The 26,781-nt window shown below is 46.6% G+C and carries 28 protein-coding genes and 4 tRNA genes; 9 read left to right on the top strand and 23 right to left on the bottom strand.

Going from position 1 to position 26,781, the window contains the following annotated elements:
* Positions 1–23: 23 nt before the first annotated feature.
* From ACE6F3_RS06410 to ACE6F3_RS06395, 4 genes are all read right to left on the bottom strand, one after another.
* On the bottom strand, positions 24–359 hold the full coding sequence (locus ACE6F3_RS06410) for a hypothetical protein (protein WP_279115697.1): 336 nt from the start codon (positions 357–359) through the stop codon (positions 24–26).
* 67 nt (positions 360–426) lie between these two features.
* Positions 427–615: a hypothetical protein gene (locus ACE6F3_RS06405; protein WP_279115699.1), complete on the bottom strand. Its 189-nt coding sequence runs from the start codon at positions 613–615 to the stop codon at positions 427–429.
* 326 nt (positions 616–941) lie between these two features.
* Positions 942–1,973, bottom strand: coding sequence for a hypothetical protein (locus tag ACE6F3_RS06400; RefSeq protein WP_392654711.1), 1,032 nt, complete (start codon positions 1,971–1,973; stop codon positions 942–944).
* A gap of 372 nt (positions 1,974–2,345) precedes the next feature.
* Positions 2,346–2,951 carry a hypothetical protein gene (locus ACE6F3_RS06395; protein WP_279115703.1) on the bottom strand — a complete coding sequence of 202 codons (606 nt, stop codon included), beginning with the start codon at positions 2,949–2,951 and terminating at the stop codon, positions 2,346–2,348.
* 381 nt (positions 2,952–3,332) lie between these two features.
* Between ACE6F3_RS06395 and ACE6F3_RS06390 the strand changes: the two genes are divergently transcribed.
* Genes ACE6F3_RS06390 through ACE6F3_RS06365 form a run of 6 tightly spaced genes read left to right on the top strand, consistent with a single transcriptional unit; the run spans position 3,333 to position 8,238 of the window.
* Complete coding sequence (locus ACE6F3_RS06390) at positions 3,333–4,502, top strand: Fic family protein (RefSeq protein WP_279115705.1); 1,170 nt, start codon at positions 3,333–3,335, stop codon at positions 4,500–4,502.
* Positions 4,503–4,514: 12 nt separating this feature from the next.
* On the top strand, positions 4,515–5,762 hold the full coding sequence (locus ACE6F3_RS06385; protein ID WP_279115707.1) for an MBL fold metallo-hydrolase: 1,248 nt from the start codon (positions 4,515–4,517) through the stop codon (positions 5,760–5,762).
* A complete protein-coding gene (locus tag ACE6F3_RS06380; protein ID WP_279115709.1) occupies positions 5,763–6,659 on the top strand; it encodes a hypothetical protein in 897 nt (298 codons plus the stop codon). It begins immediately after the preceding gene.
* A 23-nt stretch (positions 6,660–6,682) separates the two neighbouring features.
* On the top strand, positions 6,683–7,426 hold the full coding sequence (locus ACE6F3_RS06375) for a hypothetical protein (protein WP_279115711.1): 744 nt from the start codon (positions 6,683–6,685) through the stop codon (positions 7,424–7,426).
* Positions 7,427–7,436: 10 nt separating this feature from the next.
* Positions 7,437–7,853 (top strand): hypothetical protein, encoded by a 417-nt coding sequence (locus tag ACE6F3_RS06370; protein WP_279115713.1) that lies wholly within the window; start codon positions 7,437–7,439, stop codon positions 7,851–7,853.
* Between the two features lies 1 nt (position 7,854).
* A complete protein-coding gene (locus ACE6F3_RS06365) occupies positions 7,855–8,238 on the top strand; it encodes a hypothetical protein (protein ID WP_279115715.1) in 384 nt (127 codons plus the stop codon).
* Positions 8,239–8,284: 46 nt separating this feature from the next.
* Here ACE6F3_RS06365 and ACE6F3_RS06360 read toward each other — a convergent pair whose 3' ends face one another.
* The 6 genes from ACE6F3_RS06360 to ACE6F3_RS06335 form a co-directional block, all read right to left on the bottom strand.
* Positions 8,285–8,821 carry a hypothetical protein gene (locus tag ACE6F3_RS06360; protein ID WP_279115717.1) on the bottom strand — a complete coding sequence of 179 codons (537 nt, stop codon included), beginning with the start codon at positions 8,819–8,821 and terminating at the stop codon, positions 8,285–8,287.
* 3 nt (positions 8,822–8,824) lie between these two features.
* Positions 8,825–10,333 (bottom strand): ArdC-like ssDNA-binding domain-containing protein, encoded by a 1,509-nt coding sequence (locus tag ACE6F3_RS06355; protein ID WP_392654710.1) that lies wholly within the window; start codon positions 10,331–10,333, stop codon positions 8,825–8,827.
* 142 nt (positions 10,334–10,475) lie between these two features.
* Positions 10,476–11,384, bottom strand: a complete 909-nt coding sequence (locus ACE6F3_RS06350) for an ATP-binding protein (protein ID WP_279115763.1) — start codon at positions 11,382–11,384, stop codon at positions 10,476–10,478.
* On the bottom strand, positions 11,384–11,758 hold the full coding sequence (locus tag ACE6F3_RS06345; RefSeq protein WP_279115765.1) for a J domain-containing protein: 375 nt from the start codon (positions 11,756–11,758) through the stop codon (positions 11,384–11,386). The genes ACE6F3_RS06350 and ACE6F3_RS06345 overlap by 1 nt, the downstream gene beginning before the upstream one ends.
* Before the next feature lie 269 nt (positions 11,759–12,027).
* Positions 12,028–14,193 (bottom strand): DUF3854 domain-containing protein, encoded by a 2,166-nt coding sequence (locus ACE6F3_RS06340; protein WP_279115766.1) that lies wholly within the window; start codon positions 14,191–14,193, stop codon positions 12,028–12,030.
* A gap of 46 nt (positions 14,194–14,239) precedes the next feature.
* Complete coding sequence (locus tag ACE6F3_RS06335; protein ID WP_279115767.1) at positions 14,240–15,220, bottom strand: hypothetical protein; 981 nt, start codon at positions 15,218–15,220, stop codon at positions 14,240–14,242.
* A gap of 143 nt (positions 15,221–15,363) precedes the next feature.
* On the opposite strand from ACE6F3_RS06335, the gene ACE6F3_RS06330 reads away from it, so the two are divergent.
* Entirely contained in the window at positions 15,364–15,501 is a 138-nt protein-coding gene (locus ACE6F3_RS06330; RefSeq protein WP_324665151.1) for a recombinase family protein, read from the top strand.
* 472 nt (positions 15,502–15,973) lie between these two features.
* Here the strand turns inward: ACE6F3_RS06330 and ACE6F3_RS06325 are convergent.
* The 4 genes from ACE6F3_RS06325 to ACE6F3_RS06310 all read right to left on the bottom strand — a co-directional run bounded on the left by ACE6F3_RS06325 (position 15,974) and on the right by ACE6F3_RS06310 (position 16,398).
* Positions 15,974–16,048, bottom strand: a tRNA-Asn gene (locus tag ACE6F3_RS06325).
* A 10-nt stretch (positions 16,049–16,058) separates the two neighbouring features.
* Positions 16,059–16,132 (bottom strand) — tRNA-Gln (locus tag ACE6F3_RS06320).
* Between the two features lie 29 nt (positions 16,133–16,161).
* A tRNA-Leu gene (locus ACE6F3_RS06315) sits at positions 16,162–16,248 on the bottom strand.
* Between the two features lie 74 nt (positions 16,249–16,322).
* Positions 16,323–16,398: transfer RNA gene (locus tag ACE6F3_RS06310), tRNA-Phe, on the bottom strand.
* 324 nt (positions 16,399–16,722) lie between these two features.
* On the opposite strand from ACE6F3_RS06310, the gene ACE6F3_RS06305 reads away from it, so the two are divergent.
* Positions 16,723–17,988, top strand: coding sequence for an MFS transporter (locus tag ACE6F3_RS06305; protein WP_392654707.1), 1,266 nt, complete (start codon positions 16,723–16,725; stop codon positions 17,986–17,988).
* On the opposite strand, the gene panC is transcribed toward ACE6F3_RS06305, so the two are convergent.
* From panC to surE, 6 genes are all read right to left on the bottom strand, one after another.
* Positions 17,985–18,818, bottom strand: coding sequence for a pantoate--beta-alanine ligase (panC, locus tag ACE6F3_RS06300; protein ID WP_279115776.1), 834 nt, complete (start codon positions 18,816–18,818; stop codon positions 17,985–17,987). The two genes, ACE6F3_RS06305 and panC, sit on opposite strands and share 4 nt — an antisense overlap.
* Positions 18,797–19,645: a 3-methyl-2-oxobutanoate hydroxymethyltransferase gene (gene panB, locus ACE6F3_RS06295; RefSeq protein ID WP_279115786.1), complete on the bottom strand. Its 849-nt coding sequence runs from the start codon at positions 19,643–19,645 to the stop codon at positions 18,797–18,799. The genes panC and panB overlap by 22 nt, the downstream gene beginning before the upstream one ends.
* A gap of 2 nt (positions 19,646–19,647) precedes the next feature.
* Positions 19,648–20,022 (bottom strand): aspartate 1-decarboxylase, encoded by a 375-nt coding sequence (gene panD / locus ACE6F3_RS06290; protein WP_279116071.1) that lies wholly within the window; start codon positions 20,020–20,022, stop codon positions 19,648–19,650.
* 22 nt (positions 20,023–20,044) lie between these two features.
* Complete coding sequence (locus ACE6F3_RS06285) at positions 20,045–20,902, bottom strand: Rossmann-like and DUF2520 domain-containing protein (protein ID WP_279115787.1); 858 nt, start codon at positions 20,900–20,902, stop codon at positions 20,045–20,047.
* Between the two features lie 170 nt (positions 20,903–21,072).
* Positions 21,073–21,636, bottom strand: coding sequence for a hypothetical protein (locus ACE6F3_RS06280; RefSeq protein ID WP_279115789.1), 564 nt, complete (start codon positions 21,634–21,636; stop codon positions 21,073–21,075).
* A 138-nt stretch (positions 21,637–21,774) separates the two neighbouring features.
* Positions 21,775–22,572 carry a 5'/3'-nucleotidase SurE gene (gene surE / locus ACE6F3_RS06275; protein ID WP_279115791.1) on the bottom strand — a complete coding sequence of 266 codons (798 nt, stop codon included), beginning with the start codon at positions 22,570–22,572 and terminating at the stop codon, positions 21,775–21,777.
* Between the two features lie 161 nt (positions 22,573–22,733).
* Between surE and queA the strand changes: the two genes are divergently transcribed.
* Positions 22,734–23,765 carry a tRNA preQ1(34) S-adenosylmethionine ribosyltransferase-isomerase QueA gene (queA, locus tag ACE6F3_RS06270; RefSeq protein WP_279115793.1) on the top strand — a complete coding sequence of 344 codons (1,032 nt, stop codon included), beginning with the start codon at positions 22,734–22,736 and terminating at the stop codon, positions 23,763–23,765.
* 79 nt (positions 23,766–23,844) lie between these two features.
* Here the strand turns inward: queA and ACE6F3_RS06265 are convergent, their stop codons facing one another.
* The 3 genes from ACE6F3_RS06265 to ACE6F3_RS06255 form a co-directional block, all read right to left on the bottom strand.
* The gene (locus tag ACE6F3_RS06265; protein ID WP_279115794.1) at positions 23,845–24,927 is read right to left on the bottom strand and encodes an ABC transporter permease; all 1,083 of its coding nucleotides are present in this window, start codon (positions 24,925–24,927) and stop codon (positions 23,845–23,847) included.
* Complete coding sequence (locus ACE6F3_RS06260) at positions 24,924–25,841, bottom strand: ABC transporter ATP-binding protein (RefSeq protein WP_010936527.1); 918 nt, start codon at positions 25,839–25,841, stop codon at positions 24,924–24,926. The genes ACE6F3_RS06265 and ACE6F3_RS06260 overlap by 4 nt, the downstream gene beginning before the upstream one ends.
* A gap of 97 nt (positions 25,842–25,938) precedes the next feature.
* The gene (locus ACE6F3_RS06255; protein WP_279115795.1) at positions 25,939–26,601 is read right to left on the bottom strand and encodes an ABC transporter substrate-binding protein; all 663 of its coding nucleotides are present in this window, start codon (positions 26,599–26,601) and stop codon (positions 25,939–25,941) included.
* Positions 26,602–26,781 lie beyond the last annotated feature (180 nt).

Below are 26,781 nucleotides of genomic sequence, written 5' to 3'. Positions count from 1 at the left end.
AATTACAGGTTTCACTGACTCCATCAGTTCACTAAACTGAGCTGTTTGCCACTGTTTACCTTCTGCCGCTCGGACTCCACCGTTCCACTGGGGATAGACTCACGAACTGAGGTAATCGCCGCGCGGACATTACCCGAATAAGGCTGCTGGTTCCAGGACATTACACCGCCAGTAATCCGTTCGATTTCACTGATGAGGCGTACTAGGTGCTGGTCGATGTAGCCCGGCAGATTGGGGATTTTTCTTGCTTCAGTAGCGACAAGCTTCGCTTGCTCCATCGGCTCGATGGCCTGATTGACGTATTCCTCGACCATGTCCATAGCTTCGCTTACCATCAGTGCATTCCACTTGATAGGCATGGTTGACCTCCTTTTATTCAGTTTTTTGGGTATAGTTACCCCTGCAAGAATGGGCATGTGGGATGGTCTAGCTTTTTAGTGCCATATTGATGGCTTCCTTGACGACATCAGACCAGCACTCCAGACCCCATTCCACGCCCTTCTTCACCTGGGCTAGTACGTCATCGGTTATCACTTCTTCAGGGATACCCATTTCCCTGGCGCAATCAATGACATCCACCTTACTGAGGACAAAGATAGTGTCCGTATCCGCCATAATCGGCTTCCTCCTTTCCGTATGTATTACCTGTGAATACTGGGAGTACCTACTCGCTTTGGTTGTAACTCGCACTGTGCAACTGTCCATCGGGACTTCCAAAAGTACGCAACCGCTGGTGCTGTCCCTGCCATCGAGGGCTTACGTCTATCGAGGGCTGCCTCTGCCATCGGGCATCGGTGCTCCCTGCCCTTTTTGCCACAAAAAAAGGGGTATCCGTTCCCACGCATTGGGGAAACGAATACCCCTAAAAAAGCAAAAAAGCGGGGTCTCCCCCGCTTTCCTGCGTTGGCTGTTTTCTGAGTTCAAGCGTTCAATTTCAGGCTTTAGGCTACCGCAACTGGTTCTTTTGCCTTGCGTTTCGCTTTATGCTTCGGCTTTTCAGCTTTAGCATTGGCGATAGCTTCAGCTTCAGCTACCGCATTGGCTTTCTCGGTTTCTATTTCGGCTTCTGGCTCGGTTGGCTCGGTGTTCTCGGCGGTTTCGGGTTCTACCTTGACTGGCTCGGTGGTCTGTGCCTCCTCTTTCGGCTTCTGGCTTTCACCAGCAAACATCGGCATTACCACAAGCTCATAGTCAGGACTGGTAAAGAGCATCGGCGATTTACTGTCTACCAACTTTAGCTCTACCATCCCGCCACAAGCTCTTAAGGCGTCAGCAAGGTAACTGCCATCCAGTCGTATCCTGCCTTCGCCCTGTGTATCGGCGGGTATCTCTGCCATTCCCTTTTCATCGGGACTGGACATCGTGAGCTTGCCGTTGCCGATGGTGAGGTCTATTGGGTAGTTCTTACTATCCGACAGGACTTTGAGTGAGCTTACCGCTTTGATTGCCTCGTTAGTGTCAAAGCTAACAAAAGTATTGAAGTCGGCGGGTATCAGCTTCTCGTATTCGGGAAAGTTCCCATCAGCTCCCCGCCATTTATAACGGATTAGCTCCGTGTCCAGCACGAGGCTCATTCCGTCAAAGCTTTCCCCGCTTTTCTCAAAGCCCACTCTAACCCGATAGGCACGCCGTAAGGCACTTATCACACCCCTTAGCTCATCCCGATTTATCAGGACTTGCCCCTCATCGCCGTCAAAGTCCAGCTTTACCACAGCTAACCTGTAGCCATCGGCACTCACTAATGTGAGCTTGCCGTCTGCCACCTTGAAAAGGACACTCTGTAAAACAGGTCTGTTATCCTCTTTAGCGGTAAACGGCACTACCCTTGACAGAGCTTCCGATAGCTCCAGTGCTCCGAGGTTAGGCTTAACGGTATTTGATGGGCTTACCCTGACATCGCAGAGTGTTAGTGGCGTCTTATCGCCTACCCAAGCCATATCGTCAAGGTAACTGGTATTTGACCCACAGACCACCTTTAGTCTTTTATCAGCGACCCGCAACCCGCTGGCATCGCCGTTAGACGGGACAACCTTAACAACATTACTCCCGCCTAATGACTTCAGGTAAGTAAGAAAGCCTTTTCGCCCTATCGTGAAGTCCATCAGCACTACCCTTTCGGCTAGTGCCCTTGATAGGGCGTTAACCAGTATCGCCTTGTGAGCACAAAAGCCCTCACCTGAACGCTTGCCCTCAATATTCAATTGTTCTATTGGAACACCCCCTTTTGACTATCCGATAGTGGGCAAGGCTATCGGCTTCATCTAGTAGTAAGCTACCAATAACCCGCAACTCGCTGGCATTATCGGTGCTTCCACTATATATATCGGTAGAGCGGGGTAAAATCTCTACATCGCCAGTAAAGTATTTTGTTCTCGTTTCCTAAATCTCCAGAGATATTGACTATCTGTAGGTGTCAGGTTATCGCCGTTTCTCATTTTATTGGCTATCTGGATTAGCCTATTAGGGCAACTTAACAGGAAAGTTCGGGCGTCAAGCCAAGCTCCAATATCAATCGCCCTATCATCGGCTATGGTATCCCCAAACTCGGTTACGTTGCCGTTTTCGTCTGTTATCGGTTTTGACAGGCTTTCAATCTTGATAGCTTTCGGACACTGGGAATACAGATAGTCGGCTTTGCATTTTGACCTTTGTTTCTGGCTACAGCTACCGCAATCAAGCCCATTAGTGAGCTTGTATTGCTTTCGCCAGTAATCAGCTACCACACAGCTTGCGATACGGCACATCATCGCTTCACTGAAAGGCTTGTTGCCGTCTCTGGCTCTGGTCAAAGCCAATTCAAGTATGATACTATGTCGGATGTCTCCCCTATCCTGTGCAGGCACTTTGTGTTCAAACCTTTGGGCGGTGCGAAACCATTGTGCCCATTCGCCGTTAAGTCGGTCATAGGATAGGGGATTGTCGTCTTGCGGACAGCATAAAGTTGTTACCACGCTTAATCCCCCTTTTTATTCGGGCAAGCGTTCAGGTCAAGGTCTTTGTCCTCTGTATTCTGTTGTTAATGTGCTTCGTGTTTTGTGCGTGTTTAGCTTCATTTTCCAACAAAAATACATAAGGTAAAATTTCAAGAACTAGCTGTTTTATCGCCCCCGCTGTCGGGGCAAAAGAAGAATGTCGAAAAATCAATAACCAGGAGATGATGATCAAATAGAGTTCCGATTTTTACTGACAAAAGCTCCGTACTATGTATCTTTACGCACACACTCAAAAATAACCGATAGACTATCTTGCCAAGTATGCTTTCATGGTGTATTATTAAACAAATAAGCCATATAGTTTAATAACAGAAAGGGCTACTCAACTGGAGTTTAATAATGGATACAGCACTATTTAAAAAGAGTCCTTCAGGTAGGCTTGTCAAAGCTTCCGGTGGATATTGGGCTTTTGTGCCTAATAACTTACCTCCAAGGCTTGAATGGGACGATGCTCTGGTCTCCCTCATGTCGAATGCAGATATAGCTCTCGGTACTCTTTCTGGTTTAGGAGAGACTTTACCCAATCCACACCTTCTTATTTATCCGTTTATCCGGAGAGAGGCAGTACTATCTTCACGCATCGAGGGTACGCAATCATCACTCTCCGATTTACTATTGTTTGAAGCGACGGAGATCGAAAAGCGAGGTGACGTCAGGGAAGTTCAAAATTATGTACGTGCCATGGAAAATGGTTTAAAAAGATTAAGCGAGTTACCACTCAGTCTAAGGTTTATTCGTGAAATGCATGGCATCCTGATGGAAGGAGTTCGGGGCGAACATGCTACTCCCGGAGAGTTTCGTCAGTCGCAAAACTGGATAGGCAGTTCAGGAGCATCCCTCAACGAAGCGACTTTTGTTCCGCCCCCGGTTCCAGATATGCAGGAGTGTCTCAATCAACTGGAAAAATTCCTTCATGCAGGAAACAAGCTTCCCCCATTGGTAGAAGCGGCTTTGGTCCATTACCAGTTTGAGACAATTCATCCTTTTTTAGATGGCAATGGACGTATTGGACGCCTGCTGGTTACCATGCTTTTATGCCAGAGAAACGTTCTTAGCAAGCCATTACTTTATCTGAGTGCTTTTTTTGAGCAACACCGGCAGGACTATTATGACCTTCTCATGAAAGTCAGTAGTACAGGAGCATGGCGACAATGGATAGAGTTTTTCTTAAAGGCAGTAATTGAGCAATCCGGAGATGCGGTTTCAAGATCCCGGCGCCTACAGGAACTCCATCGTGACTATACTCAGCTCGCACGAGAAAAACGGTTACCCCCAACAGCTTTACAACTGGTGGAATTGGTGCTCATGAAGCCTGTGTTGAGTACTAATACAGCTCAGGAATTCTTAAAGATAACATACCCAGGGGCGCAGAAGGCGATAAAAGCGTTACAAGAAGCCGGCATCTTGACCGAAATCACCGGTCGCAAACGTGACAAAGCCTATGCTGCCAATGCTGTTCTTAAAGCACTTGATGGAGAAACATCACCCGAGGAAAAATCTACGAGATAAGCTGATATTATTATGCGCGTATGTATACATCGTGGTAGCAAACAAATAGGTGGAAGCTGCGTCGAAGTGGAAAATAATGGCCAACGATTACTCATTGACCTTGGTCTTCCTTTAGATGCGGAAGAAGATGGATCTCAATATCTACCACAGATTCAGGGGCTGAAGGAAAAGGATCCCGCGCTATTGGGTATCCTGGTTTCTCATCCACATCTTGACCATTTCGGTTTACTTTCATATATAGACCAGGAAATTCCGATCGGCATTGGGGTTGCTGCTCGTAAGATAATGACAGCGGCAGCCCCATTTCTACCTAACAGTTGGATTTCTCCAACAATGGGCTGGGATTTCGTATCTGAGGAGACAATTAACATTGGACCATTCCGCATAACGCCCTTCTTGATAGATCATTCGGCTTACGATGCCTATTCCCTGCTTATCCAGGCACAAGGTAAGCGTTTGTTCTACAGTGGTGATTTTCGTGCACATGGTCGTAAATTTCCTTTGTTTGAACGCTTTGTTTCCAATCCTCCTTCTCCTGTAGATGCTCTTCTTGTCGAGGGATCGACTCTTGGCCGTTTAGATGAAGACAAGCATTTCCCTTCAGAAGCAGACATCGAAACCGAATTTGTGCGAATATTCACTGAAGCCGAAGGCATAGTCATGGTACATACTTCTGCGCAAAACATTGACCGAATTGTGTCTATTTTCCGGGCATGTAAAAAATCTGGGCGAAGACTGGTGATTGATCTTTATGCTGCCGCTATCCTTGAAGCCACGGGTAATCCCAGAATACCACAATCGGATTGGCCAGACGTTGTACTTTACATTCCACAAGCACAACGTATACAGATTAAAAATAATGCATGGTTCGACTTACTTCGAAGACATTCTGCACACCGAATATTTATAGAGAATCTTAAAGACTTGTCGAGGAAGTCAGTATTATTATTCCGACCGGTTCATCGCGTTGATTTAACCAGAGCAGACTGCCTTGACGGGGCAGTATATGTATATTCACAGTGGGAAGGTTATTGGGAAAGGGAATCCTTTCGGGGTTTGCGTAGCTGGCTACAGGAGCACAAGATTTCCGACCGTCATATCCATACCTCCGGTCATGCTAGCATCGCTGATTTGAAAAGGTTTGTCGCGGCTCTATCCCCAGTTAAGGTCATCCCAATTCACACATTCATGCCCGAAAGATACCCGGCTCTTTTTGCCAATGTAGAATTACACAATGATGGAGAATGGTGGGAAATATAAATGACAGGAAATAGACGATTATCAGATTCTTTTATAAGAGAGCTGAAGGATGGTATCTATCATCCTATAGTTCAGAGGGTAAGGTTGGACAAAGACCTCGACATGGAGTTTAGAGGTAAATATTTGAACATTTACTATCAAGGTCACAGTATCTTGAACTTGGACAAGAATGGAAACATTACAATTGATAAGAAGTTTTTACGTGGAGTGGAAGACCAAATCCCCAGTTCATTTAAAACCAAGGAACAAGTTAATACTTATCTGAAATTACTTCCAAACATCAAGGATAATGTCACCTACTGCCCAAATGAGGTAGGTGTTAGGTCTTCAAAAAGTAGAGAACTGGAATTCGAGCAGCTTCTTATACGGGCTAATAATCTAGAAAGCCGTAATAACTCCGAATACATTATTCTCGATCGCCAATATGTTGTAAATAGAGGTGTAGATAGGTGGGATCTTGTTGCCTTAAGATGGCCAATCGAAAAACGAGGCAGACCCTACCAGGAAGGTTACTTGTCCATAATAGAAGTAAAATATGCTCAGAATCCTGATATCCAAGACATTAAAAACCAAATCGAGAGATACGCCAACTATTTGGAAGCGCATCTGCCTGAAATTTGTGAAGATATGGAAAATATCTTAAATCAGAAGCTGGAACTAGGTCTACTAGCAAAAACTGAGGGGCAAATAAACCGCCTGCGAAAACTTCCAATTAAACCCAATATCGCTGAGACAGAAGTTATCATTTATCTAATCGATTATAACCGGAACAGTGATCTTATGAAGCGAGCTGAGAACGCTGGGAAGCCAGATTTCCAAGGGAAAGTTCATATAGCACTCGGTGGATTAGCACTCTGGCAATCTAACTTGTCTAAATTTGGCGATAATAAATACTAAGTTCTAGGGATAAGATAACCACAATGACAGATATAAGTATTGCCGTAAGTAAAGGTATTGAAGAAGTCGTTCTCGACTTTCAAGCTCACCCGCATAACTATTTCACTGAAGAAGATGTCAGGTGGCGTTTACTGAGGGAAATCGGGAATATTTTGGCATTGAATGGAACAGAACAGTTTACTTTTCTAAACGGTGTTACTTCTATTATTCATACTGAATATCCTACACCGTTTCGATGCTCAATGATTGATCGCCAGTTTAAATTGCTGGATGTTTCGGATATAAAAGGCCAAAGGGGACACTTCGATATTGTTATCCTAAACAGGAAGGCAGCAAGCCAATGCGAATTTGAGGTTCTACGTTCCCAAGATTATAAGACGCTTTGTGAGAACTTAAAGTCTGGGAAAATACCTCTTCCTGTTCTTGATTATGCTATTGAGTTGAAACTGTTTCGTGATTTAGCACATCGTAATCGGACAGAATCAGCCAAACAACAGGCGGAATATGCTGTTCAGGCTATAAGGAAATTGGAAGCCACCGTACAGGCTAACGATTATTATCCTAAACCATTCGCGGATCATGGTATAGTACTGCTTTTCGATAATTCTGAATTAGCCTCCACGAGTAATATCGAAATTGCCCAAAATAAATTTTGGGATAGATTCAAGGAGTTAGTTGATTGGAATTCCCTTTCTCCTAGGCTCTCATGTATTTGGGCGTCTCCACGCAAGAAAGAGGAATTCCAAGGACAGAGAACCATTGAATAAGGAGTTATGTATGAACGAACCAGATAGCCAACAAAGAGGCCTTGCCGGTGAATATTACGTTGCCTTTTGCCTTTCACGGCTGGGTTACGATATAGGGATTACGATTGGCCGAGCTAAAGTATTCGATATGATGGCAACTTGTGATACGGGGAGGACCATCAATATTCAAGTGAAATCAACATATCATGGTTACGATTGGCTAGTAGCCGATAAGTTTGACACTAGCGAGAATTCGATAGTCGCACTCGTTAGGCTTGGACTAAATCCTAAAAAACAACCTGAATTGTATTTTCTCAGCGGAAATTGCGCCAATAAACTGATTACACACAAATATCAAAACCATTCACCAAGAATTGGAAGGTCATCAGTTCAGAAAGAATATATGGATCATGATTTCGAGATCATTGAGCGAATATTAAGAGGTTAGTATGGAAAATCAGGAAATACGTATTCCTCCGATTCAGCTTAAATGGAGCGAATGGAATAACTGGAATGACTTAATCATGGACGGTCGTTCTGGTGGTATAAATATACCAAACGGAATACCTGGGGTTTATGAGGCAAGACTAAAAGGACAACCCGAGCGTTTAACTATTGGAAAAGCCTCGAACTTGAGAATGAGAGTAAGGCAGGGACTGGTTAAAGGAAAGACTCCTCATTCATCAGGGAAACAAATCCGTGCCAACGAAAATGTAAATGATATAGAAATACGTTGGGCGGAGACTGATAGGCCTTGTGCTGTTGAAGAAGAACTACACAAGCAATACTTATTACGCTTTAATAAATGGCCAAAATATACTGAACACACATAATAGTAAAGAAAATGCTGAGTGTTCGCTTGGTGTAGCTATTGCTGTATTAATCTGGCTTTTTCGTATGGTTGGGGCCAATTTCAGGATATAGAGTAAAGAGAGGATTTGACCAAAACTCTTCATCAGCTTCAATTCCCTTTTTTGTAAGCCGATAGTAGGTCCGCTCTGGAGCCGAGGGATAGTTATCCTGAATCGTTGAAGCTTCGGTTTGCTTAGTGATTTCGACCCATCCCAGCCTCTTTAGCACTCCGAAGTACATCAGGAAAGAATGATATCGCATATGGGTAAATTTACGAGAGACTCTTTTAAGTTCACGCTGGTAAATTTTTTCGGCTTCTTCTTCGGAAACATCAGCACCTTTGGCCACCATGTTACTTATGATTCGCTCGGCTCGTTCCCTTGCTGTAGCCCGGGCCAGAGCCTCTTTATACTCAAAGTTGATGTCAGCCTGAGGAGCGCCTTGCTCAGGATCAAGTTTCTTTGATCCTTCAGGACCGTTACCCAGAAGGTATTCTCGGATAAACCACCCACAGCCAAATGGTCGGAGGAAGCCTCCCCTGGTAGGCGCTAATCGAATTACCATGGATTAGGCTACTCCTATAGGTTTCTTTATAGCTTGCTCAAGGCCATCGAACATCTTATCTGCCACCTTACGTATGGCAGCCAGGTTGGCTTCAAGAACTTTCTTATCTTTGGACCAGATCGCCACATACGGGAACGAACGTGCACCTGTGTCAAAGCCATAATGAGCGCCGATAGTAAATGCCACACTTTCAGCGATTGTTTCGGCATCGCTTCGCGGTATGCGAAATACCCCCTCAGAATAATAATGAGCCACTTCATGCAACAGTGTTTTTAATTGCTGAGCTCGTGACTCTTCCGGCCTAACCCAGATAGTTTTCCCTGTGTAGAAACCCTTAATATCCGGATCCTGATCCGGCTTTGATTCAAAACTGACCTCAAGCCCTTGTGATTCTGCCAGCTGCATAACTTGCTCGAATAATTTTTCATTTGCTTCGCCGGTGAGAGGTGGAACTTCAAATTCAGGCAAAGGTTTCCCTTCTGTTTGGCTAACATCAAAAACGTGGACCACTTTGAAATAGATCGGTCGGATCTCCGTTTCCTCTTCATCCTGTGCATTCTCACTTTCAGAAGGTTCAAGTATCTTTTTCTTAGGAGGCATACACGGAGCTAGAATAGCGATCCCCTTTTCGCCTTTCTTGACCCAGCGATATAAATCTTTCCAGGTGCTATAACCGGCGACCCGTGTAGCATCAGGTTTTTGTAGCATGATTTGCTGTTCCATCATGCCCCAAACCATATCCATTACCTTGTCTATCCTCTTAGCATAGGCTTCATCCACTGTCTTCGGCGGCGGCGCTTTGGGTATTTTATCTTCGATGTAGTTCATCACCCCACCAACGGCTTCCTGAGCCGCCTCCCTGGCCATCTCATAGCTTGAAGCCTTGGCCCGGGCGGCAGCGGCATCCTGTTCTTCACGAGTTTCCTTCATCAGCCTCAGTACCGGCTCCAACCTTCTGGCATCAGCTTCGGCGGCAGCTTTCTGGATATTCACCAGGTCCATGACCATCAGCATTGCCGCTCTGAGTTTCATCATTCCTCGCAGCTCAATTTGTTCACGCTCACTGCCGTCCATATATCTTCTGAGTACTGCTTCAGGGGTAGTGACTTCCATTCCACCGCCCATTTTACGCATTACCGGAAGTCCGTCATCTTTGGAATCGCTTGCTTTTACCAGTTGATTCCCTTCCGGCGGTACCATCTTCTCTATTTCCTGTCGTATCGTGGTTTCCTTGAAGCCGAACTGATCCCTGAGTTGACTGACGGAATAGCCCTGTTTCAAATAGCTCCGTATCTGTTCCGCCAGACTAGGTTCTTCAGTTTTTTCAGATCCGTTATCCATAGAGTGTTCCTGAGGTTCACCTGTACCATTAAGTTCACCAGAACCTTGCTCTTGAACAATTGTATTTTCTATTAATTCCTTTCCTTGCTCATGGTTATGAGCATTCTTGACATGCCCACCTAGAGCTTGAGCGGTTGGGAACTCTCTCCCGCAAATTCCGCACTTCACCATCTATTTACCTCCTTATCAGCAGTTACGTTGGCATTTAAGCCAGCACATACGTTGCCAGCAAATACGTTGTGGCTATTTATATACCTCTTGATAGGGGTGCCGGGGGTGACCCCTCCTTCAGCCTCATACAAGCTCTCCAAACTTATCCTCCCAGAAGTAGGATTACCGCTCTCTCTATTCCCAGTTGAGGTGCCAGCCGCGCCACACGGATAGCATCCCGTACATCCTGGCTTCTGCCATCGAGAGCCTGAGCGATTCCATCCGCGAGTTCAGAATTTAAACCTTCCCGCCGGACCAAAACACCTTTTACTACCGTCAGAAACTCAACACGGTCGTATGTATTAAGTCTGCGGACAGCAAAGCGGGATCGTAACTCCGGAGATAACATATCCATTCGGTTACTGGCGGCCACGACCCGAAGAGGATTAGAAAGGTCCAGTTCTCTCCCTTTCTTGGCACGAACCAAACGTCCCCCCTCCATCATGGTGAGTAATGCCGCGGTATCGGCAGCATTCATCTTATCGAGCTCGTCGATTAGCAGTATTCGTGGTTGCCTTTCTGCAACCATGTCCCATAAGCCAGCCTTAGAAGTGGCTGAGCCTACCAGCCAGATAGCTTTTTCTCTGCCCACTCGTTCTATATCCCAGAGGAAAAGAGTTTTAGCCAGGGCTGGAGGCCCGGTGAGTAATACATGTACCGGCTTTTCAGCTAATAGAGCAGCTTTCAATAGCTCTTTTACTTCTTGATGGCCAATAATATCCTCGAAAAGGTCACCTGATATTGCCAAATTCTCGTCTTGCTTGGTCACACTGGCAGCTTCTGCCTTTGCCCCCTCCACCAGCTTTTTACCCAGGTCACCCAACTTGTAGCCGGTATAAGAGTTAGAGCGAAAGACATTCTCGAGGTATCCATCTTTGAATAACCGGCTGAGAGTTGCCGGCCAGATCCTGACATGACGCCATGACCAGCCAATCCGGTATTCTTTCTCCAGATCTACCGAAGCCTCAAACCTGGCAATTTCATTCAGCAGTTCGACATCACCGTCTTTCATCAGTGCCACTCCCTTTCTTTTACTATTTGTTGGTAAGCAGCCACTACCAACTGGAGCAGAAAGCTTGTACCTTCGACTCCGGCAGTATCAGGATGCAACTTCATAAGCAGTTCCCGGTACCGTCGTTTAATTACCTCATCTTTAGCTGTTTTTTCGAGGCCCAGAACCCGATAAGGATTGAAACTATCCTGCTGGCCAACTGCCGCAGTGGATCCCGAAAGGTTTATCCCCAGGCTTTCTGCAAAATACAGCAAGCCGGCAGGAGTAAAAGCACCGGAAAGAAGTTCTTGCATCCATGCCCGCATCTCCTCCGAGAAACTTCTATTCACGGTTTTGTTTAATTGCTCAAGTTCTCTTAACAAGTCTTCTACCATTTCTTTTCGCCACCTCTTGCATAATCCAGCCCCTTTCTTCTTCGGGTATTGGTGGTCCGATACATTCAAAATCACCGCATACCTGGCAAATATTGAGGGTGAGAGGCTCTCCTCGGGCTAGTCTTCTCGCGTCGATGCTGCCATCCGCCGATTTAAGTGAAAACGGGTGTCCGCAGCGGCAACGGATCCGATCGCCGGTTACCCGCGCGTTGATACATTCATAAAGGGTCCGCATTTTCCTCATGTTCTCATTCCCTCATTTGCTAAGTTCAACCATTTCTATTTACTGTCCGCTCTGTCCTACTGTCCGCCTCCACGCTTGAGTTAGCTTCAGCAGTTGGCGGACAGTATGGCGGACGGATTACGGAGCTATCTTTAATACTGTCCGCCGGATTTGTATCTAAAGCGGACAGTAAGGACGGTTCGGACGGTTTTTCTACGGATAACGGGAGAGCCATCTGTAATCCATAAGAGCCGATAAGTTTGGTGATTCTTGTTTCGTCCCAGCAGATGAGCCGTTGCCTGGACTTTCCGACCCGCTCTTTAGCAAAGCCCAGCCGTTTCGTCATCCGGCCGACCTTCTCAGCACTGAGCTGTTCTACCTCATCGTCAGTTTCATTCGCTTTTTTAGCCACGTTCTCAGATGTAAGCTCTTTACCTTCTTCACGTAAATCAATCAGCGCTGCTAATATTCTTCCGGCGATACTTTCTCTCCTTCTCAGAAAAAGGCTTTCCTGGAGACGGTGAACGAATCCTGTTATTGCTTCCACCATGGAGCTGTCACCGTTGAGCATAGCTTTTAAGGGTATTAATATTTCCTGCAACCTGGGCTGAAGATTCGGTTCAAGAAGATCATTCCCAAAAGTTTTCCCTTTGAGCTTGATCAGGTTGGCCAGCCGGAAGGTCAGTAGCTTAGCTCTCAAATCGTCCACCTCTTTATCGAAAATAGGAGGTAGTACGCGAGGAATATCATCCCGGGTCAATGGCATCATCTCGGATGTTAAACATCTGCTCTCGAGGGCTTCGTCTTTGAAAGGGAAGCGAGTGGCAATCAATTTCGGCCCAAATACCTGGTAGCTGCGCGGGAACCACTTGCCGTTTTCTTTATCTGCTCTGAGTACCGGCATTCCAGGGCGATAGCCGTTATTTAATAGCTTTACCATCTCAACCCAGGATGAAGAGTCCTTGAAGTCAGCTTCATCCAGTACCAGCGTGCCCCGGAACTGCTCCAGGATACGAAATATCGGTGCCGCTGTAGTGGCTCCTGAAGCAAATGTCGGTCTGAAGCAAACACTACCAACAACCTGTAGAAAGCGAGTTTTACCGGTGCCCCAGTCACCAATAACCCGCAGGTAGGGTATGGAAGGAGCGAACTCATAAACCCAGGTGAGTAGCACATAAAGGGAAGATATCTCCTCAAAATCAGCCGGCAGTTCCAAATAGCGATGTACAAAATTCCTAATTTCTTTAAAAAGATATGCTTGGGAGTCATACGGTGTAGCTGTAGAGGCGAAATGAACTACCTCACCTACCAGGGGATCATCTGTGGGAATATAGATAGCTTTGGGAGTCTCGAAGCGAAAAACCTTACGTACCGAACCATTGAACACAACAATAAACGCCCGCTCGTCTTCCTTGTTGACTATAAGCTCACCGATGGTACCGTCATGCAGGACAAAGCCAGGTACTAATCGCTCCTTGTTTTCATCTTCAATTTTAAAGTCGGTCGCCAGCTTGCGAGCTTCTTCCAGTGAGTGATTGAGAAGATAATCATCAATTCCGACTTTCTGGTTACCTTCCTGAGGCAAATATACAACCACGATGTTGGCACCCTTACGATTAAGATGCTCCCCCAGGTGCTCGAGTGCTTTCCTCACCATTTCCTTGGAGATAACATCGGAGTCAAAGGCAAGATAAATTAGCCTGTCTTTAATGGCGATGCGGTCCCAATCAGAAAGCAGAGTGATAGCACCGAATTCATTCTTGCCTTTGAACCCCCAGACACCAGTAAGCGAGATAACACAGGCTCCGTGAGTTGCCAAAGCGTCAGCTTTCTTCGAGCCTTCAGTTATCCAGAGGGGAGTCTTTGGATCTCCAAGCATCGGTTTGCAGCGGGGAGGACAATCCAGGTGATTCGATGAGCCAACCGGTGATTCATATTTCACTGGCCGTTGTCTTGAATCCATACGGGGATTATCCGGCCGATACTGGTAACCTACTTGTCCACCATCGACTCCCCATAATGGTATGAGAATACCGGAGGTTCTCTGTTGAGAAGATGTAAATCCTACCTTTGCCAGGTCGGTTTTATTGAGAACGCTCCGATATCCTCTTTCCTTAATCACATCGAGGCTGATACCGCTCCCTTCACTGAGATGATGAAGGTGCTCAACCAGGAGCTGCGGGACAGCTTCGGAAAAAACAAGTTCAGACATAGCAATCCTTAAAAATCGTGTGTACGGAAGATTGAGATTCTACGTTCTAGCTACGATCTGTGTATCGTTCCAGGGTCTTCAAAAAGTTTTCCAGGTACTCGACTTTGATCCTGTTTGGAGGCGTCAACAGATCGAAGTCGGTTATATGAACGTCAAGGTTACAGTTCTTTTGAAACCAGTGCGATATCTGGTAATCCTGCATGTCCATCTGCCAGATCTTGCTCTTGACCCGGTCCCAAAGCAGCATTAGTTCTTTATCCGAACCCAGTATTGTTTTCGGGGATTCTTCTTTGCTCAGGATTTCATCCGGAAACAGGTCGTCAGGCGCTTCGTTATCCGGTGGAGGTAAAAGCAAAACCTGTCCGGGCGGTATCTGGGCATATCGCTGGATTTCAACCAGTGAATACGGTGCGGTGATACTGAGCACTCTCACTATCTTCTTCTTACCCTCCGGCTGAACTTCCTGTTCGACAAGCTTCAATGAAAGAGGAATCATTGAAAGCCTGCCGCAGGTACCGCGAATCAGCTCAAGGCTGGAGTTGACATTAACGATCGAATAAAAGGAGCTGGTATCGAGTTGGTAAACGCCAAAGCCGGGACAATCAGGCAGAAGGAATTGTAAATTCATAACCCGCCGGCATCTGGCTAACTGGTAGTAGGTACATTTAGCTGGATTGCAGGTGATTTCTCTCATCTCCGTTTCAACGGAATCTCTATTAGCAATATCACCGGTACGTGTATCGATTTTGGCGACCGATGTCTCTCCATCACCGCGGCAAACAAGCCCCCTGGTTGCTGAATAACATCTTAAATACTGGCTGGCCCATTGTGTCTGATCATCGGTAGGGAACATGATTCGTAATTCTTTTGGTTTCTCTCCAAAGACTTTCCTGACTTCTTCAGGACAGACAAAATAATCCGTTGGGAACGGATAAGATATTCCGCTAGCATTTTCTTTTTTTACTCCCAACCTTATTTTCCCCAGACGGGGAAGTCTCACTACACCGGTCACTCCCTTGATTGGCATTGTCATCCTCCTTCGTTTTCTCTAATGAATTAGGTTTGTTAGACTTTATCGCAAGGTCTTTCAGATAAGCTCGAGCAATTATTCGAGCCAATATCCTTAGCCCGTTATCGAACTCATTTGTAAAAGCTAATCTGGAGGGAAAAATGATTAATAATCTTGGAAAGGCAGCTATTTATGCAAGGGTATCTTCCGAAAGGCAAGCAGAAAAAGATTTATCGATCCCTGCTCAAATAAAGGCTTTAAGAAAATATGCGTTAGAACGTGGTTGGGACATATTCTAACCGACGAAAATATCAAGCAACTGGTTCAACTTGTTAATGAAGAATTGATAAAAAATAGTGGATATTTTGAGGAACAGATTAGTGAGATCGGACAGCAGTTAGGGCAGGTTCAAGGCAGATTGAGTAAACTTTATTCAGCTCTCGAAACAGGAAAAATTGATCTTGAAGATCTGGCACCTCGAATAAAAGAACTCAGGTCTCAACAGAAAGAACTGGAAGAGAAGCGAAATGGTCTTTTAGACGCGATGAATGAGGAATCTCCGCAAGCACTGAATTTAACAACTGTACAAGAATATGTTTCAAGTATGAAAACACTTCTCGTTAATAGTTCTTTTATCGAACAGAAATCGTTCCTTAGATCTTTCATCAAGAAAATTGAATTGAATGAGCCCCAAGTAGTGATTGACTATACTATGCCATTACCGATAAATGGGTTAACCACTACAGAGGAAGTTCTGCGTATTGATAAACTTGGCTCCCGAGGTAGGATTCGAACCTACGACCAAGCGGTTAACAGCCGCCCGCTCTACCACTGAGCTACTCGGGAACGCTTTATTTGGCTGGCGAGCCAGGATTCGAACCTGGGCATAAGGATTCAAAGTCCTCTGTGCTACCACTACACAACTCGCCATAGCCTAAAAGTAAGCTTTCAAGTCCTCTTGGTGCCGAAGGTCGGACTCGAACCGACACGAGGTTTACCCCCAGCAGTGTTTGAGACTGCCGCGTCTGCCATTCCGCCACTTCGGCCGGTTTAAGATTACTTTCGCTGGCTACGTTTGCTGATTAAAGCTATTTTAAGTAACTGAAATACCAATATCAAATGGTGCCGAGGCCCAGGATCGAACTGGGGACACGCGGATTTTCAGTCCGCTGCTCTACCGGCTGAGCTACCTCGGCGAAAACATGTAGTATTGTAGCCTTAAGCGTTAAAGGTGTCAAGAATTTCAGCCTGTTTCAAGGCTATTTTTATCTTGCACCGACAGGATAATACGCATATTATTATATCCTGTGCTGATATGTTAAAGCGATATATTATCAGCCGGATAATATTTCCGGCATATGCAAAGGTATCTCAGCTGATGCCCTAAATACGCTGCATGCTTTTAAAAGAAGCTCTAGCCGGATAGGGCAGGGAGACGCCCAAACCGCCGTCTAAAGCCCTGAGAGGCTTAATGAGTGGTGCAAACATATCCAGCAGGGGCGAATTAAGGTAACTGGAAAATGAAGCAAGAAATGAAACCTGCCGCTTCCGAAAAAAGGATTATGGGGTTTGCACCCAACGTATTTTTTCTGGGGATAGTAAGCTTCCTGACCGATATCTCCAGTGAGATTATTTTTACCCTGGTGCCGCTGTTTCTAGCTAACGTACTGGGAGCGACTACCACCGTAATCGGCTTTGTGGGCGGGCTTTCAGATTCTACCGAAGCTATTTTTAAAATCTTGAGCGGGTATCTTAGTGACAAGATTAACCGCTGTAAAAGCCTAGCACTATTCGGTTACGGATTTTCTGCACTTTCAAAGCCGTTTATGCTTCTGGCAAACAGCTGGGGAGTAGTAACCGGTGTCCGTTTTGCAGATAGAGTGGGCAAAGGGGTCAGATCTTCACCCAGAGACGCCTTGATTGCCAATTCGGTTGAAGTGTATGAACGAGGGCGCAGTTTTGGTTTACATAAAGCAATGGACAGTCTGGGGGCGACACTGGGTCTGGGTATTGCGGCAGTAGTCATATATTTTGCCCAAAGCGGCAGCCTGACACTCAAACCGGAAACATATACTACACTGGTATGGTGGGGCATAATTCCGGCTTTTTTGGCAGTGCTGGTACTGGCGGTATTTGTAAAGGAAAAACGCCGCCCCCAAAATACCGCCCAAGCGGATATGAAACCTCATTTTAATTTTCGCACTTTGTTTTCCGGTATGGACAGCCGCTTCAAACTTTTTCTTTTGGTTATGTTTTTATTTACGCTGGGGAATTCCAGTGATTATTTTGTTATTCTGCGGGCACAGGATATGGGGGTTTCGGTACTGGCAATCAGCCTGATGCTGGTAGTTTTTAACCTGACCTATACCCTGATTTCACTGCCGGCCGGGCTGCTTTCAGACAGAATAGGGCGCAGAAGAGTAATAGCCATGGGCTGGCTGTTTTACGCCCTGGTGTATCTGGGTTTTGCCGTTACCCAAAGCCAGATTGGTATCTGGATACTGTTTGGCTGTTACGGGCTATACTACGGGATTGTAGAAGGGGTAGCCAAAGCCTTTGTGGCAGATATGATACCACCGGATAAGCGGGGTACTGCCTATGGCTTGTATCAGGGTGTAGTCGGGCTGACTTTGCTGCCAGCCAGCCTTATTGCGGGTATTCTGTGGGATAGTATAGGTTCGGCAGCGCCCTTTTACTTCGGGGCGGCACTGGCCTTGCTTGCCATTATCGGTTTGCTGGTATTTATCAAAGAACCGCCAAAGAAAAAACCTGCGGGGGCAGCTTAGGCTAAAAACATATTGTCTATCAGACGGGTTTTGCCGAATCTGGCAGCTACCAGAGCAATAGTTTGGGCAGATACTTTATCCGCCTCACAAATGGTATCCTTGTCTGACAAACTGACATAATCTATTTCCGCCAGGGATTCGCGCTGTATTTCCTCAGTCATTTTTCTTCGTATGGCATCTGCACTGTACTCTTTTGCAGCAAACAAGCTTTTGGCTGTGAGCAGGGAACGGTAAAGCACCAAAGCCGCCTTACGCTCTAAAGTAGAAAGATAGGTGTTGCGGCTGCTTAGTGCCAGACCGTCACTCTCACGTATTATGGGCAGCATTTCCACTGATACGTCCAGATTAAGGTCTGAGGCCATTTTTTTTATTATGAGGTACTGCTGGTAATCTTTCTGCCCGAAATAGGCTCTGTCAGGGCGGATTATCGTAAAAAGTTTAGCTACAACAGTGCATACCCCGCGGAAATGCCCCGGACGGACAGCCCCTTCCAAACGTTCCTGCAAAACACCCGGCTCTACCCATGAATCAAAGCCGGGTGGATACATTTCCTCAACAGGCGGGGCAAAGACATAATCCACACCGGCATTTTCCAGCATGGCCATATCCCGTTTTTCGTCACGGGGGTACTTTTTAAAATCCTCATGCGGCCCGAACTGGGTTGGATTAACAAAGATACTGGCGACCGTATTTAGATCCTGTTTTTTAGAGGCTCTAATCAGGGATAAATGCCCTTCGTGCAGATAGCCCATAGTCGGCACCAGGCCAACCGGCCCGCAAATTTCACGGTGCAGTTTTTGCATCTCGGCTACTGTTCTGATGATACGCACTTTTTCAGTTCCTCCAATACCTTTTTATCAAGGGTGAAGCTTTCTTTCAAAGTGGGGAATTCACCTTTTGCAACCTCAGTGACATATTCGGATACAGCTTTTGAGATAATACTATTTAAATCAGCATATTTTTTAGTATGTTTAGGTACAAAATCAGTAAACATACCCAGCATATCGGATACCACCTGCACCTGGCCGTCACAACTTTCACCTGCCCCTATGCCTATGGTAGGTATGGAAACGGCAGCGGTAATCATAGCCGCCAGCTCAGCCGGCATAGTTTCCAGCACTATAGCAAAAGCCCCGGCTTTTTCCAGAGCCCTGGCATCCTCTAGCAGGGCTAAAGCAGCTGTCAGAGTTTTCCCCTGGACTTTAAACCCGCTTAACTGGTTAACAGACTGGGGAGTCAGCCCTATATGCCCCATAACGGGAATGCCGCAGTCAACTATACGTTTAACCTTGTCAGCCACATTTACCCCGCCCTCCAGTTTAACAGCCTGAGCGCCGCCTTCCTGCATAAAACGCCCTGCGTTCAGGAGTGCCTGTTCCGGGCTTAGGTGATAGGTCATAAAAGGCATATCTGCTATGACCATGGCCTTTTGACTGCCCCTGACTACAGCTTTCAGATGGTGCAGCATATCTTCCATGGTAACGCTTACGGTGGAATCATATCCAAGCACCACCATACCCAAACTGTCTCCCACCAGTATGGCCGGTATACCGGCTTTATCCAATATCTGGGCGGTGGGATAGTCATATGCAGTCAGCATGGCTATCTTCTGCTTATTCTGTTTCATTTCCTTTAGCTGGCTGATGGTGGTACGCATATTTATACCTCTAAATTCCGGCTGGCAATCCCGTTTTTAACTTTGGTTATGCGGTTAAGACTGTCTACATATACCAGATTCGGCTGGTGGGTAAGGGTATCTTCTTCGGTAATCAGGCTGTAGCCCAGTATAATTACTTTATCCCCCTTCATTCCCATACGGGCAGCTGCCCCGTTTAAACATATCTGCCCGCTGCCAGCCGGGCCCTCTATAACATAGGTCTCCAGCCGCGTTCCGTTATTTACATTTACCACATGAACCTGTTCGTAGGGCAGCAAGTTGGCTGCCTGCATAAGGTTTTTATCAATGGTAATACTGCCTTCATAGTCTATGCAGGCATCGGTAATGGTAGCCCGGTGGATTTTGCTTTTGAGCATGATTCTCACTGTATATGTCTCCTTAATTTGCCAGTATCGCGGATACTTTTTCTATGCCAGCCAGATTGGGGTTTTCCTTATCAAGCGCTATTTTAACAGTTTGCCTGCCCAGTTCTTTATAAACAGGCAGTAACTCCGGGGCAGTATTTTCAAGACTTGCCAGATGTTTTAAAACAGTCCCGTAATCCCCCCTGGCTATAGGCCCGGATAGAGCACTAGTTATACCTGCTTTTTCTATATTTGAAAGGGTGCCCCGTACCAGCGGCATAAGGGCTTTTACGGCTTTATCTTCGGGGACCCCAAAAGTCTGCCAGAGCCCGGCAGCCATTTTTATAAGGGTAACCAGATAGTTGGAAGCCATAACTGCTGCCAGATGATAACTTAGCTTATCTGAGGGTTTAAGGATTATCCACTCTCCGCCAAGCACTTTTACCATATCTTTAAGCACAGGCAAAGTCTGGTCATCACCCTCCAGCGCATAGGTAATACCCCTAAGGTTTTTTACCGGGTCTGTCTGCAAACTGAAACTCTGGAGAGGGTGCAGTACCCCTGTATAAGCACCGAAATCTTTAGCGGACTGCAACAAATCAGCCGAATAAGCCCCTGAGCAGTGAATTACATATTGGCCGAGATGCCAGCTGATACTGCGGCAGACTTCGGCAATAGCGTCGTCCGGGGTGGTAATAAATATAATATCAGCGGTGTCAGCCACTCCCTGCGGATTAAGGCAGATTTGTGCCGAAGGGATTTTCCGGCAAAGCCTGTTTGCAGACTGAGACGTGCGGCTGGCAATGCCGGAAACGGGATATCCTTTACCGGCTAGCCCCACAGCTAATGCACTCCCCACTGTGCCTGCCCCTATAAAACCCAGCGTCTGCACCTGTTACCCCCTGATAATGATAGATGCCCTCCCCGAAAGATCGAAGAAGGCATCTAAAAAAATCTTTTTATTTACCGTCTCGGCCGTTTTCCGATCCAAGCGGGGAGATATTTAATTTAAAGCACCCGAAAGCTCACCGCCGGTTAAGGTCGGTGGCATATAACCCGTATTTAGGCCTCTATATTCTGGTCGTAGGGTATAAACTCAATGTCCTCCGTAGATGAACCAACGAAAGTGATTTTCCCGTTGGTCATACCCATACATGTACCGGTAATTGCAATCTCCATGCCGATTTCAATATCAGCTCCCGGTTTGATTACATAATTACCGAAGTAGCAAATTATATTTGCCCCGTTATCCAAATCAGTTTTCAAGGATATCCAGCAACTGTTAGGTGCCGAACCATAAACAAAGTCGGCTATTTTCCCTCTGACTTTGATAGTTTTATTGGTATAATACTGCTCAGGGTTGATTTCACCGGGACTGATAAACTGTGAATACAAAGTTTCGGCAGCTACCAGTATAATAATCGGCTCACCAGATGGAGTATTATCAGCAGGTTCATTATTATCTACCTGCTGGGTATTGTTACTGGTACTTCCGGTAGGTGAAGAATCTATTTTGCCTTCCAAAGCAACTGAAATCGAGAATATTACGCTCACTGCGGCAATAACCAGCACAGGCGAAGAGAGCATTATCCCCCTTAGAAATTTGCCATTTGTAGAGTTGCTCATCTCAATACCTCAAGACATTATATTGATACCCTAAAATGATATACCACATGACATATCCGGTCAAGCCAAAAACCGGTTTTTGTATCTGGCAGTGACTTAAAAAATCAGGCTAAGACTATCCGGGGCGGTTATTTACTACTAGATTATATCCTGAAGGGCTCTGGCTGAAGCCAGTATGCCGGCAGTTTCAGTATCTTCAAGCATAAAGGGCGGCTGTTGGAAAAGTCTTTCATGAAGGGCACTTATAGAGATTAGACCGTTTTCCACCGCCCAGATATCCGTTTCGTTATTGTCTGCCGGGCTTAGCTGGCGGCGCCTGAGCCAGAAATAACGCTTCCGGCCATCATGCCCTTCTTCCACTGTTTCTATATGGGTTTTATGGGCAAGCGGGGTAACCCGTAACTCATTAATCCGGCAAAGCGGCAGGTCAGGGGTATTTATATTTAGAAAAGAATTTTTACTGATATGCCCGCTCTGTATCCGGCGTGCTATCTCCGCTGTAATACAGGCGGCACTATCCAGATTTTCGGGCTCTTCCGCCGTGACGGGTATTGAGATGGCTATTGAGGGTATGTTACGCAGGTATCCCTGCAGGGCGGCACCCACTGTCCCCGAAATAAGCACATCATCACCCAGATTCAGGCCATGGTTTATGCCTGATACCACCAAATCCACCGGTTCGGTTATCAGCTTGGCTAAACCCATTATTACACAATCACAGGGGCTGCCTTCTACCGAATAAGTCTCTATGCCCGGAATAAGCGGGTGGGTTTTCTGCACCCGGAGGGGCTGGCGCAGGGTTACCTGGGTACCGGTAGCACTTTGTTCACGGTCAGGGGCTACCACCACTACTTCACCAACTTCTTTGAGCCTTTTCACCAGTGCCCACAGGCCTGATGAATAAATACCGTCATCATTGCTCACAAGTATTTTCATAACAAAGATGAGTTTAGCATACCCTCAAAAACCGGGCAAACTAACCGCCGTCATTACCAGGATAACAGCCGGAATTACCAAAATTGCTTAAAAAACTTCTCACGGATATACTTACAGTGACTAAAAATTGACTATCACTCTGTATATTTGTTTGAGGATTTGTGAAAACCAGCGATTTTGATTATAACCTGCCGCAGGAATACATTGCCCAGAAACCCGCCGAACCCCGTGACAGCTCACGTTTGCTGGTCTTAAACCGCCAGAGCGGGGAGCTAAAGAGCTGTATTTTCAGAGACATAACCGGTTATTTTCAGCCGGGAGACGTACTGGTAATGAATAACAGCCGGGTGCTGCCCGCCCGTATAAAAGGCATTAAGCGGGATACTTCAGCCAAAATTGAAATACTCCTGCTGAAAAGTGACGGCAACGGTTGCTGGGAAGCCCTGTTAAAACCGGGGAAACGCACCAAAACCGGCACTGTTATTGATATCCGGAAGCAAGACGGACAGATACATATTCAAGCCGAAGTGCTGGCAGATAAAGAAGACGGCATCAAACTTTTGCGTTTTTCAGATGAAACCCTGCTCATGAAACTGGGCGAAGTGCCTTTGCCGCCTTATATACACACGCCTGTTTCAGACCCGGAACGCTACCAGACAGTTTACGCCCTGACTAACGGCAGTGTTGCCGCCCCAACTGCCGGGCTTCATTTCACCCCGGAGCTGTTAGAACGCCTTGGGGATATGGGTGTAATTTGTACCTACGTAACCCTGCACATAGGGCTGGATACCTTCCGCCCGGTCAAAGAAGACGACCCCAGTGACCATATAATCCACCGGGAATACGGAATATTAAGTGAGGAAACTGCCGCGGCTATCTGCCAGGCCAAAGCAAACGGTAAACGGGTATTTTGTGTGGGTACTTCGGCCACCAGACTGGTGGAACAGGCTTCCAGCCTGAGCCAGACCAGCCTTATCAAACCTTATTCCGGCTGGGCGGATTTGTTTATCTTGCCGGGATATAAATTTAAAGTGGCTGACTGTTTTATTACCAATTTCCATCTGCCCCGTTCCACCCCCCTTATGCTGACAGCGGCCTTTGCCGGCTGGCCGTTACTTCAGAAAGCCTATGAAAAGGCTATAAATGAGCATTACCGCTTTTACAGCTTTGGTGATGCCATGCTGGTTTTATAAAAAACCCCCAAAATTACCCATAAATAACAAAGGCCGGGTTTAATTCCCGGCCTTTAGTTTTATTATTCGCAAAAACTGGTCATTCCCAGCGGAAAAAGCGGACCGAGATAGCCATACATACCACCAGCCAGCCTGTGACTACCAGCAAATCAACCCCCAGCGGGAAAGCGGGAGCTCCGTCCACCATTACCTGTCTGAAGGCATCACCCAAATAGGTCAGCGGTAAAGCATTCACCACCGGGCGCATGAAATCCGGCATATATTCCAGCGGAAAGAAAATGCCGGAAAGGAACATCATGGGGAACTGGATAAGCTGCACAATGGGCATAGCACCCTCTTCGGTCTTGGCCAGTGAAGCCACCAGAAAACCCAGACTGATAAATGACAGCGTTCCCAGCATCACCAGCCCTAACAGCAGCCACCAGTTGCCTAAAATCTCCACGCCGAACATAAGCTGCCCGATGACTATAATGATAACGGTCTGAAGCACTGCCAGCCCCAGCCTGAGCACTACCTGGCTGAATATAATAGTGGAGCGGGAAATGGGGGAAGCCCCCAGCCGCTTCAAAATCTTCTTTTCCCGCTGCTGAATAAGCGGCATGGCCGAATAAATTCCCAGGAACATGATAGACATGGCCAGCACACCGGGGATAAAGAAACTCATCATGCTCATATCTTTGGTTTGGATAGTCTCTTCGCTTATCTCAAACAAAACAGGCGTCTGGGTTATCTCACGGTTTATACTCTGAAGTATCTCTTTGACCACCGGCAAAATAATCTGGTTTACGCTGGTTTGAGAGCCGTCATAATAGACCTGCACCTCGGTAGTCTGCCCGGACAGAGCCGCCTGCCCCAAACCCTCCGGCAGTATTATAACTGCCTTGAGCTTACCGTCTGTAAGAAGCTGCAGACTGTCATCCCGCGGGTTATCTTGCACGGAAAATATGCTTACCTGACTGAAAGCCTGAACTATACCCTGACTTATCTGCGAATCGTCTTCGTTTACCAGGGCAACATCATAATTAATCTTGTCTGTACCGCTGAAAACCAGCCCGAACATAATGATAAAGAGTACCGGGAAAGCCAGGGTAAAAAACAAAGCGGTCTTGTCCCGAAGAAATTGCTTGAAATTGGCATTTAGCATATTTAAAAATGAATTCATTCTCTTATCTTCCTGCCGGTCAGTTTCAAGAATACGTCTTCCAGGGTAGCCTGGCGGACATGCAGATTACGCAGTTCGGTATTACCCTTGTTTTTATCCGCATAATCCAGTATGGCGCCCATAGTTTTAGGGACATCAGCCGAATATAAAATAACCTCAAAACCTTCTACTGAAGCACTGGTCACACACGGAAAAGACCCCAGAAGTTCACCGGAGGGCACAGGTTCCATTTCAAACTCAATGGCGCTTTCTTTAAAGTTGCTTGAGATAAGTTTTTTAGGTGTATCCAAAGCAATAATCTTGCCATGGTCTACTACCGCAATCCGGTCACAAAGCCGTTCAGCCTCGTCCATATAATGGGTGGTGAGGAAGACTGTTTTACCCTGTGCGCGCAGCTCTTCAATAACCGACCACAAACCCCGCCTGGCCTGAGGGTCAAGCCCGGTGGTGGGTTCGTCCAGAAAGGTAATCTCCGGGTTATTGACCATAGCCATAGCTACCGATAAGCGCTGCTGCTGACCGCCGGAGAGATTCTTAGAAAGCACCTTGCGGCTTTCGGTCAGCGCTACCATTTCCAATAGTTTATCAACCGGCAGAGAATTACGGTAGAAAGAGGTGAAAAGTTTTAATATTTCTTCTACATTTAACAGCGGCAAAAGAGCCGGAGCCTGAAGCTGGATGCCGATAAGCTGTTTAATCTGTTCACGCTGTTTGCGTACATCCATACCCATCACCGTGACACTGCCTGAATCCGCATCCCGCAGACCCTCAATAATTTCGGTTGTGGTAGTCTTACCGGCACCGTTCGGACCCAGCATACCGAAGACCTCACCTTTTTTGACCTCAAAACTGATACCATCCACCGCCCTGATTGGACCGTAGACCTTTACCAAGTCTTGCACTTGAATAACCATCTGTTTCCTTTCTCTGTCTGCAGTGAAAAGGCATAATTAAACTGCACGTGCACTAACTATACAGCAGCAATATTAAGGCTGGATTAAGGAAGATGGGTTAACTGCCTGTAAAGTTTTGGATGAGCAGATAAACACCATAGCCCAGCACAGCCACCGCAGCAATCAGGAGCACCACCAGAAGGGGCATTACATCATTGCGGCGGTTAGGACGGTAACTGCGCTCCTCACGGTAAGCCTTGGCAGGGCGGCGGGGAGTGCGGTAGCGGGGTTCTTCATCTTCGTAATAATCATCTTCAGCAGCATAACGGCGGGAGGTGCGGCTGCGGGGACGTTCTTCGTACTGGTCATAATAGGGATAAGCCTGCCGGGCAGGTCTAGCGACAGGGGTAGTATCATCTTCATCACGGTAATTCCGCGGCTTGGCAGTTGATTCCAGTTCTTCATCATTTTCATATTCGTCATCTTCGGAAGCAGGCTGTACTGGCGGTGAAAACTTTTCGGCTGACTCACGGCGGGTGGTATTCTTATAAAGACGGCCGGTTCGCTCAAGAGGGGGAGCGTCAGGGTTTAACATCTGGCCGCAGCTTGGGCAATAGTTAACCTTCCCCACAATGCCCTGACCGCAGCTACAAAAGGTCATATTATCTATATCGGGGTTTTGCGAACCCCGGGGTTGTCCGACACCGCAGAAAGGGCAGAAAAGCAAGCCGGATTCAACCAGGCTATCATCAAAATCACGGGAACAATTAAGACACTTCATAAAATCCTCGTTATCTATCAATTTTAGTTGGCAAATTATAACACTCTTTTTCCCCGAAGCATACCATTTAGCTTTAAACTTTGTATTTATGGAACTAAAGTTTAACCAGCCGAAAAGGTCAAAACACCAGCCGCTGCGCACCTCCCCGTAACAAATTCGACTACCAGTGTCTATAACGTA

The sequence above is a fragment of the Dehalococcoides sp. THU4 genome, assembly GCF_043231265.1.
Lineage (GTDB): Bacteria > Chloroflexota > Dehalococcoidia > Dehalococcoidales > Dehalococcoidaceae > Dehalococcoides > Dehalococcoides mccartyi.
This window is presented reverse-complemented; position numbering and strand designations above follow the sequence as displayed.

Coding starts and splice junctions, on each gene's coding strand:
- ACE6F3_RS06260 (WP_010936527.1), bottom strand. CDS start 25,841: ATGGTTATTCAAGTGCAAGACTTGGTAAAGGTCTACGGTCCAATCAGG.
- panB (WP_279115786.1), bottom strand. CDS start 19,645: ATGCGTACCACCATCAGCCAGCTAAAGGAAATGAAACAGAATAAGCAG.
- surE (WP_279115791.1), bottom strand. CDS start 22,572: ATGAAAATACTTGTGAGCAATGATGACGGTATTTATTCATCAGGCCTG.
- ACE6F3_RS06405 (WP_279115699.1), bottom strand. CDS start 615: ATGGCGGATACGGACACTATCTTTGTCCTCAGTAAGGTGGATGTCATT.
- ACE6F3_RS06350 (WP_279115763.1), bottom strand. CDS start 11,384: ATGAAAGACGGTGATGTCGAACTGCTGAATGAAATTGCCAGGTTTGAG.
- ACE6F3_RS06375 (WP_279115711.1), top strand. CDS start 6,683: ATGACAGATATAAGTATTGCCGTAAGTAAAGGTATTGAAGAAGTCGTT.
- ACE6F3_RS06355 (WP_392654710.1), bottom strand. CDS start 10,333: ATGGTGAAGTGCGGAATTTGCGGGAGAGAGTTCCCAACCGCTCAAGCT.
- ACE6F3_RS06365 (WP_279115715.1), top strand. CDS start 7,855: ATGGAAAATCAGGAAATACGTATTCCTCCGATTCAGCTTAAATGGAGC.
- ACE6F3_RS06410 (WP_279115697.1), bottom strand. CDS start 359: ATGCCTATCAAGTGGAATGCACTGATGGTAAGCGAAGCTATGGACATG.
- ACE6F3_RS06380 (WP_279115709.1), top strand. CDS start 5,763: ATGACAGGAAATAGACGATTATCAGATTCTTTTATAAGAGAGCTGAAG.
- ACE6F3_RS06335 (WP_279115767.1), bottom strand. CDS start 15,220: ATGCCAATCAAGGGAGTGACCGGTGTAGTGAGACTTCCCCGTCTGGGG.
- ACE6F3_RS06345 (WP_279115765.1), bottom strand. CDS start 11,758: ATGGTAGAAGACTTGTTAAGAGAACTTGAGCAATTAAACAAAACCGTG.
- ACE6F3_RS06360 (WP_279115717.1), bottom strand. CDS start 8,821: ATGGTAATTCGATTAGCGCCTACCAGGGGAGGCTTCCTCCGACCATTT.
- ACE6F3_RS06370 (WP_279115713.1), top strand. CDS start 7,437: ATGAACGAACCAGATAGCCAACAAAGAGGCCTTGCCGGTGAATATTAC.
- panD (WP_279116071.1), bottom strand. CDS start 20,022: ATGCTCAAAAGCAAAATCCACCGGGCTACCATTACCGATGCCTGCATA.
- ACE6F3_RS06255 (WP_279115795.1), bottom strand. CDS start 26,601: ATGAAGTGTCTTAATTGTTCCCGTGATTTTGATGATAGCCTGGTTGAA.
- ACE6F3_RS06340 (WP_279115766.1), bottom strand. CDS start 14,193: ATGTCTGAACTTGTTTTTTCCGAAGCTGTCCCGCAGCTCCTGGTTGAG.
- ACE6F3_RS06385 (WP_279115707.1), top strand. CDS start 4,515: ATGCGCGTATGTATACATCGTGGTAGCAAACAAATAGGTGGAAGCTGC.
- ACE6F3_RS06390 (WP_279115705.1), top strand. CDS start 3,333: ATGGATACAGCACTATTTAAAAAGAGTCCTTCAGGTAGGCTTGTCAAA.
- ACE6F3_RS06265 (WP_279115794.1), bottom strand. CDS start 24,927: ATGAATTCATTTTTAAATATGCTAAATGCCAATTTCAAGCAATTTCTT.
- ACE6F3_RS06305 (WP_392654707.1), top strand. CDS start 16,723: ATGAAGCAAGAAATGAAACCTGCCGCTTCCGAAAAAAGGATTATGGGG.
- ACE6F3_RS06330 (WP_324665151.1), top strand. CDS start 15,364: ATGATTAATAATCTTGGAAAGGCAGCTATTTATGCAAGGGTATCTTCC.
- ACE6F3_RS06280 (WP_279115789.1), bottom strand. CDS start 21,636: ATGAGCAACTCTACAAATGGCAAATTTCTAAGGGGGATAATGCTCTCT.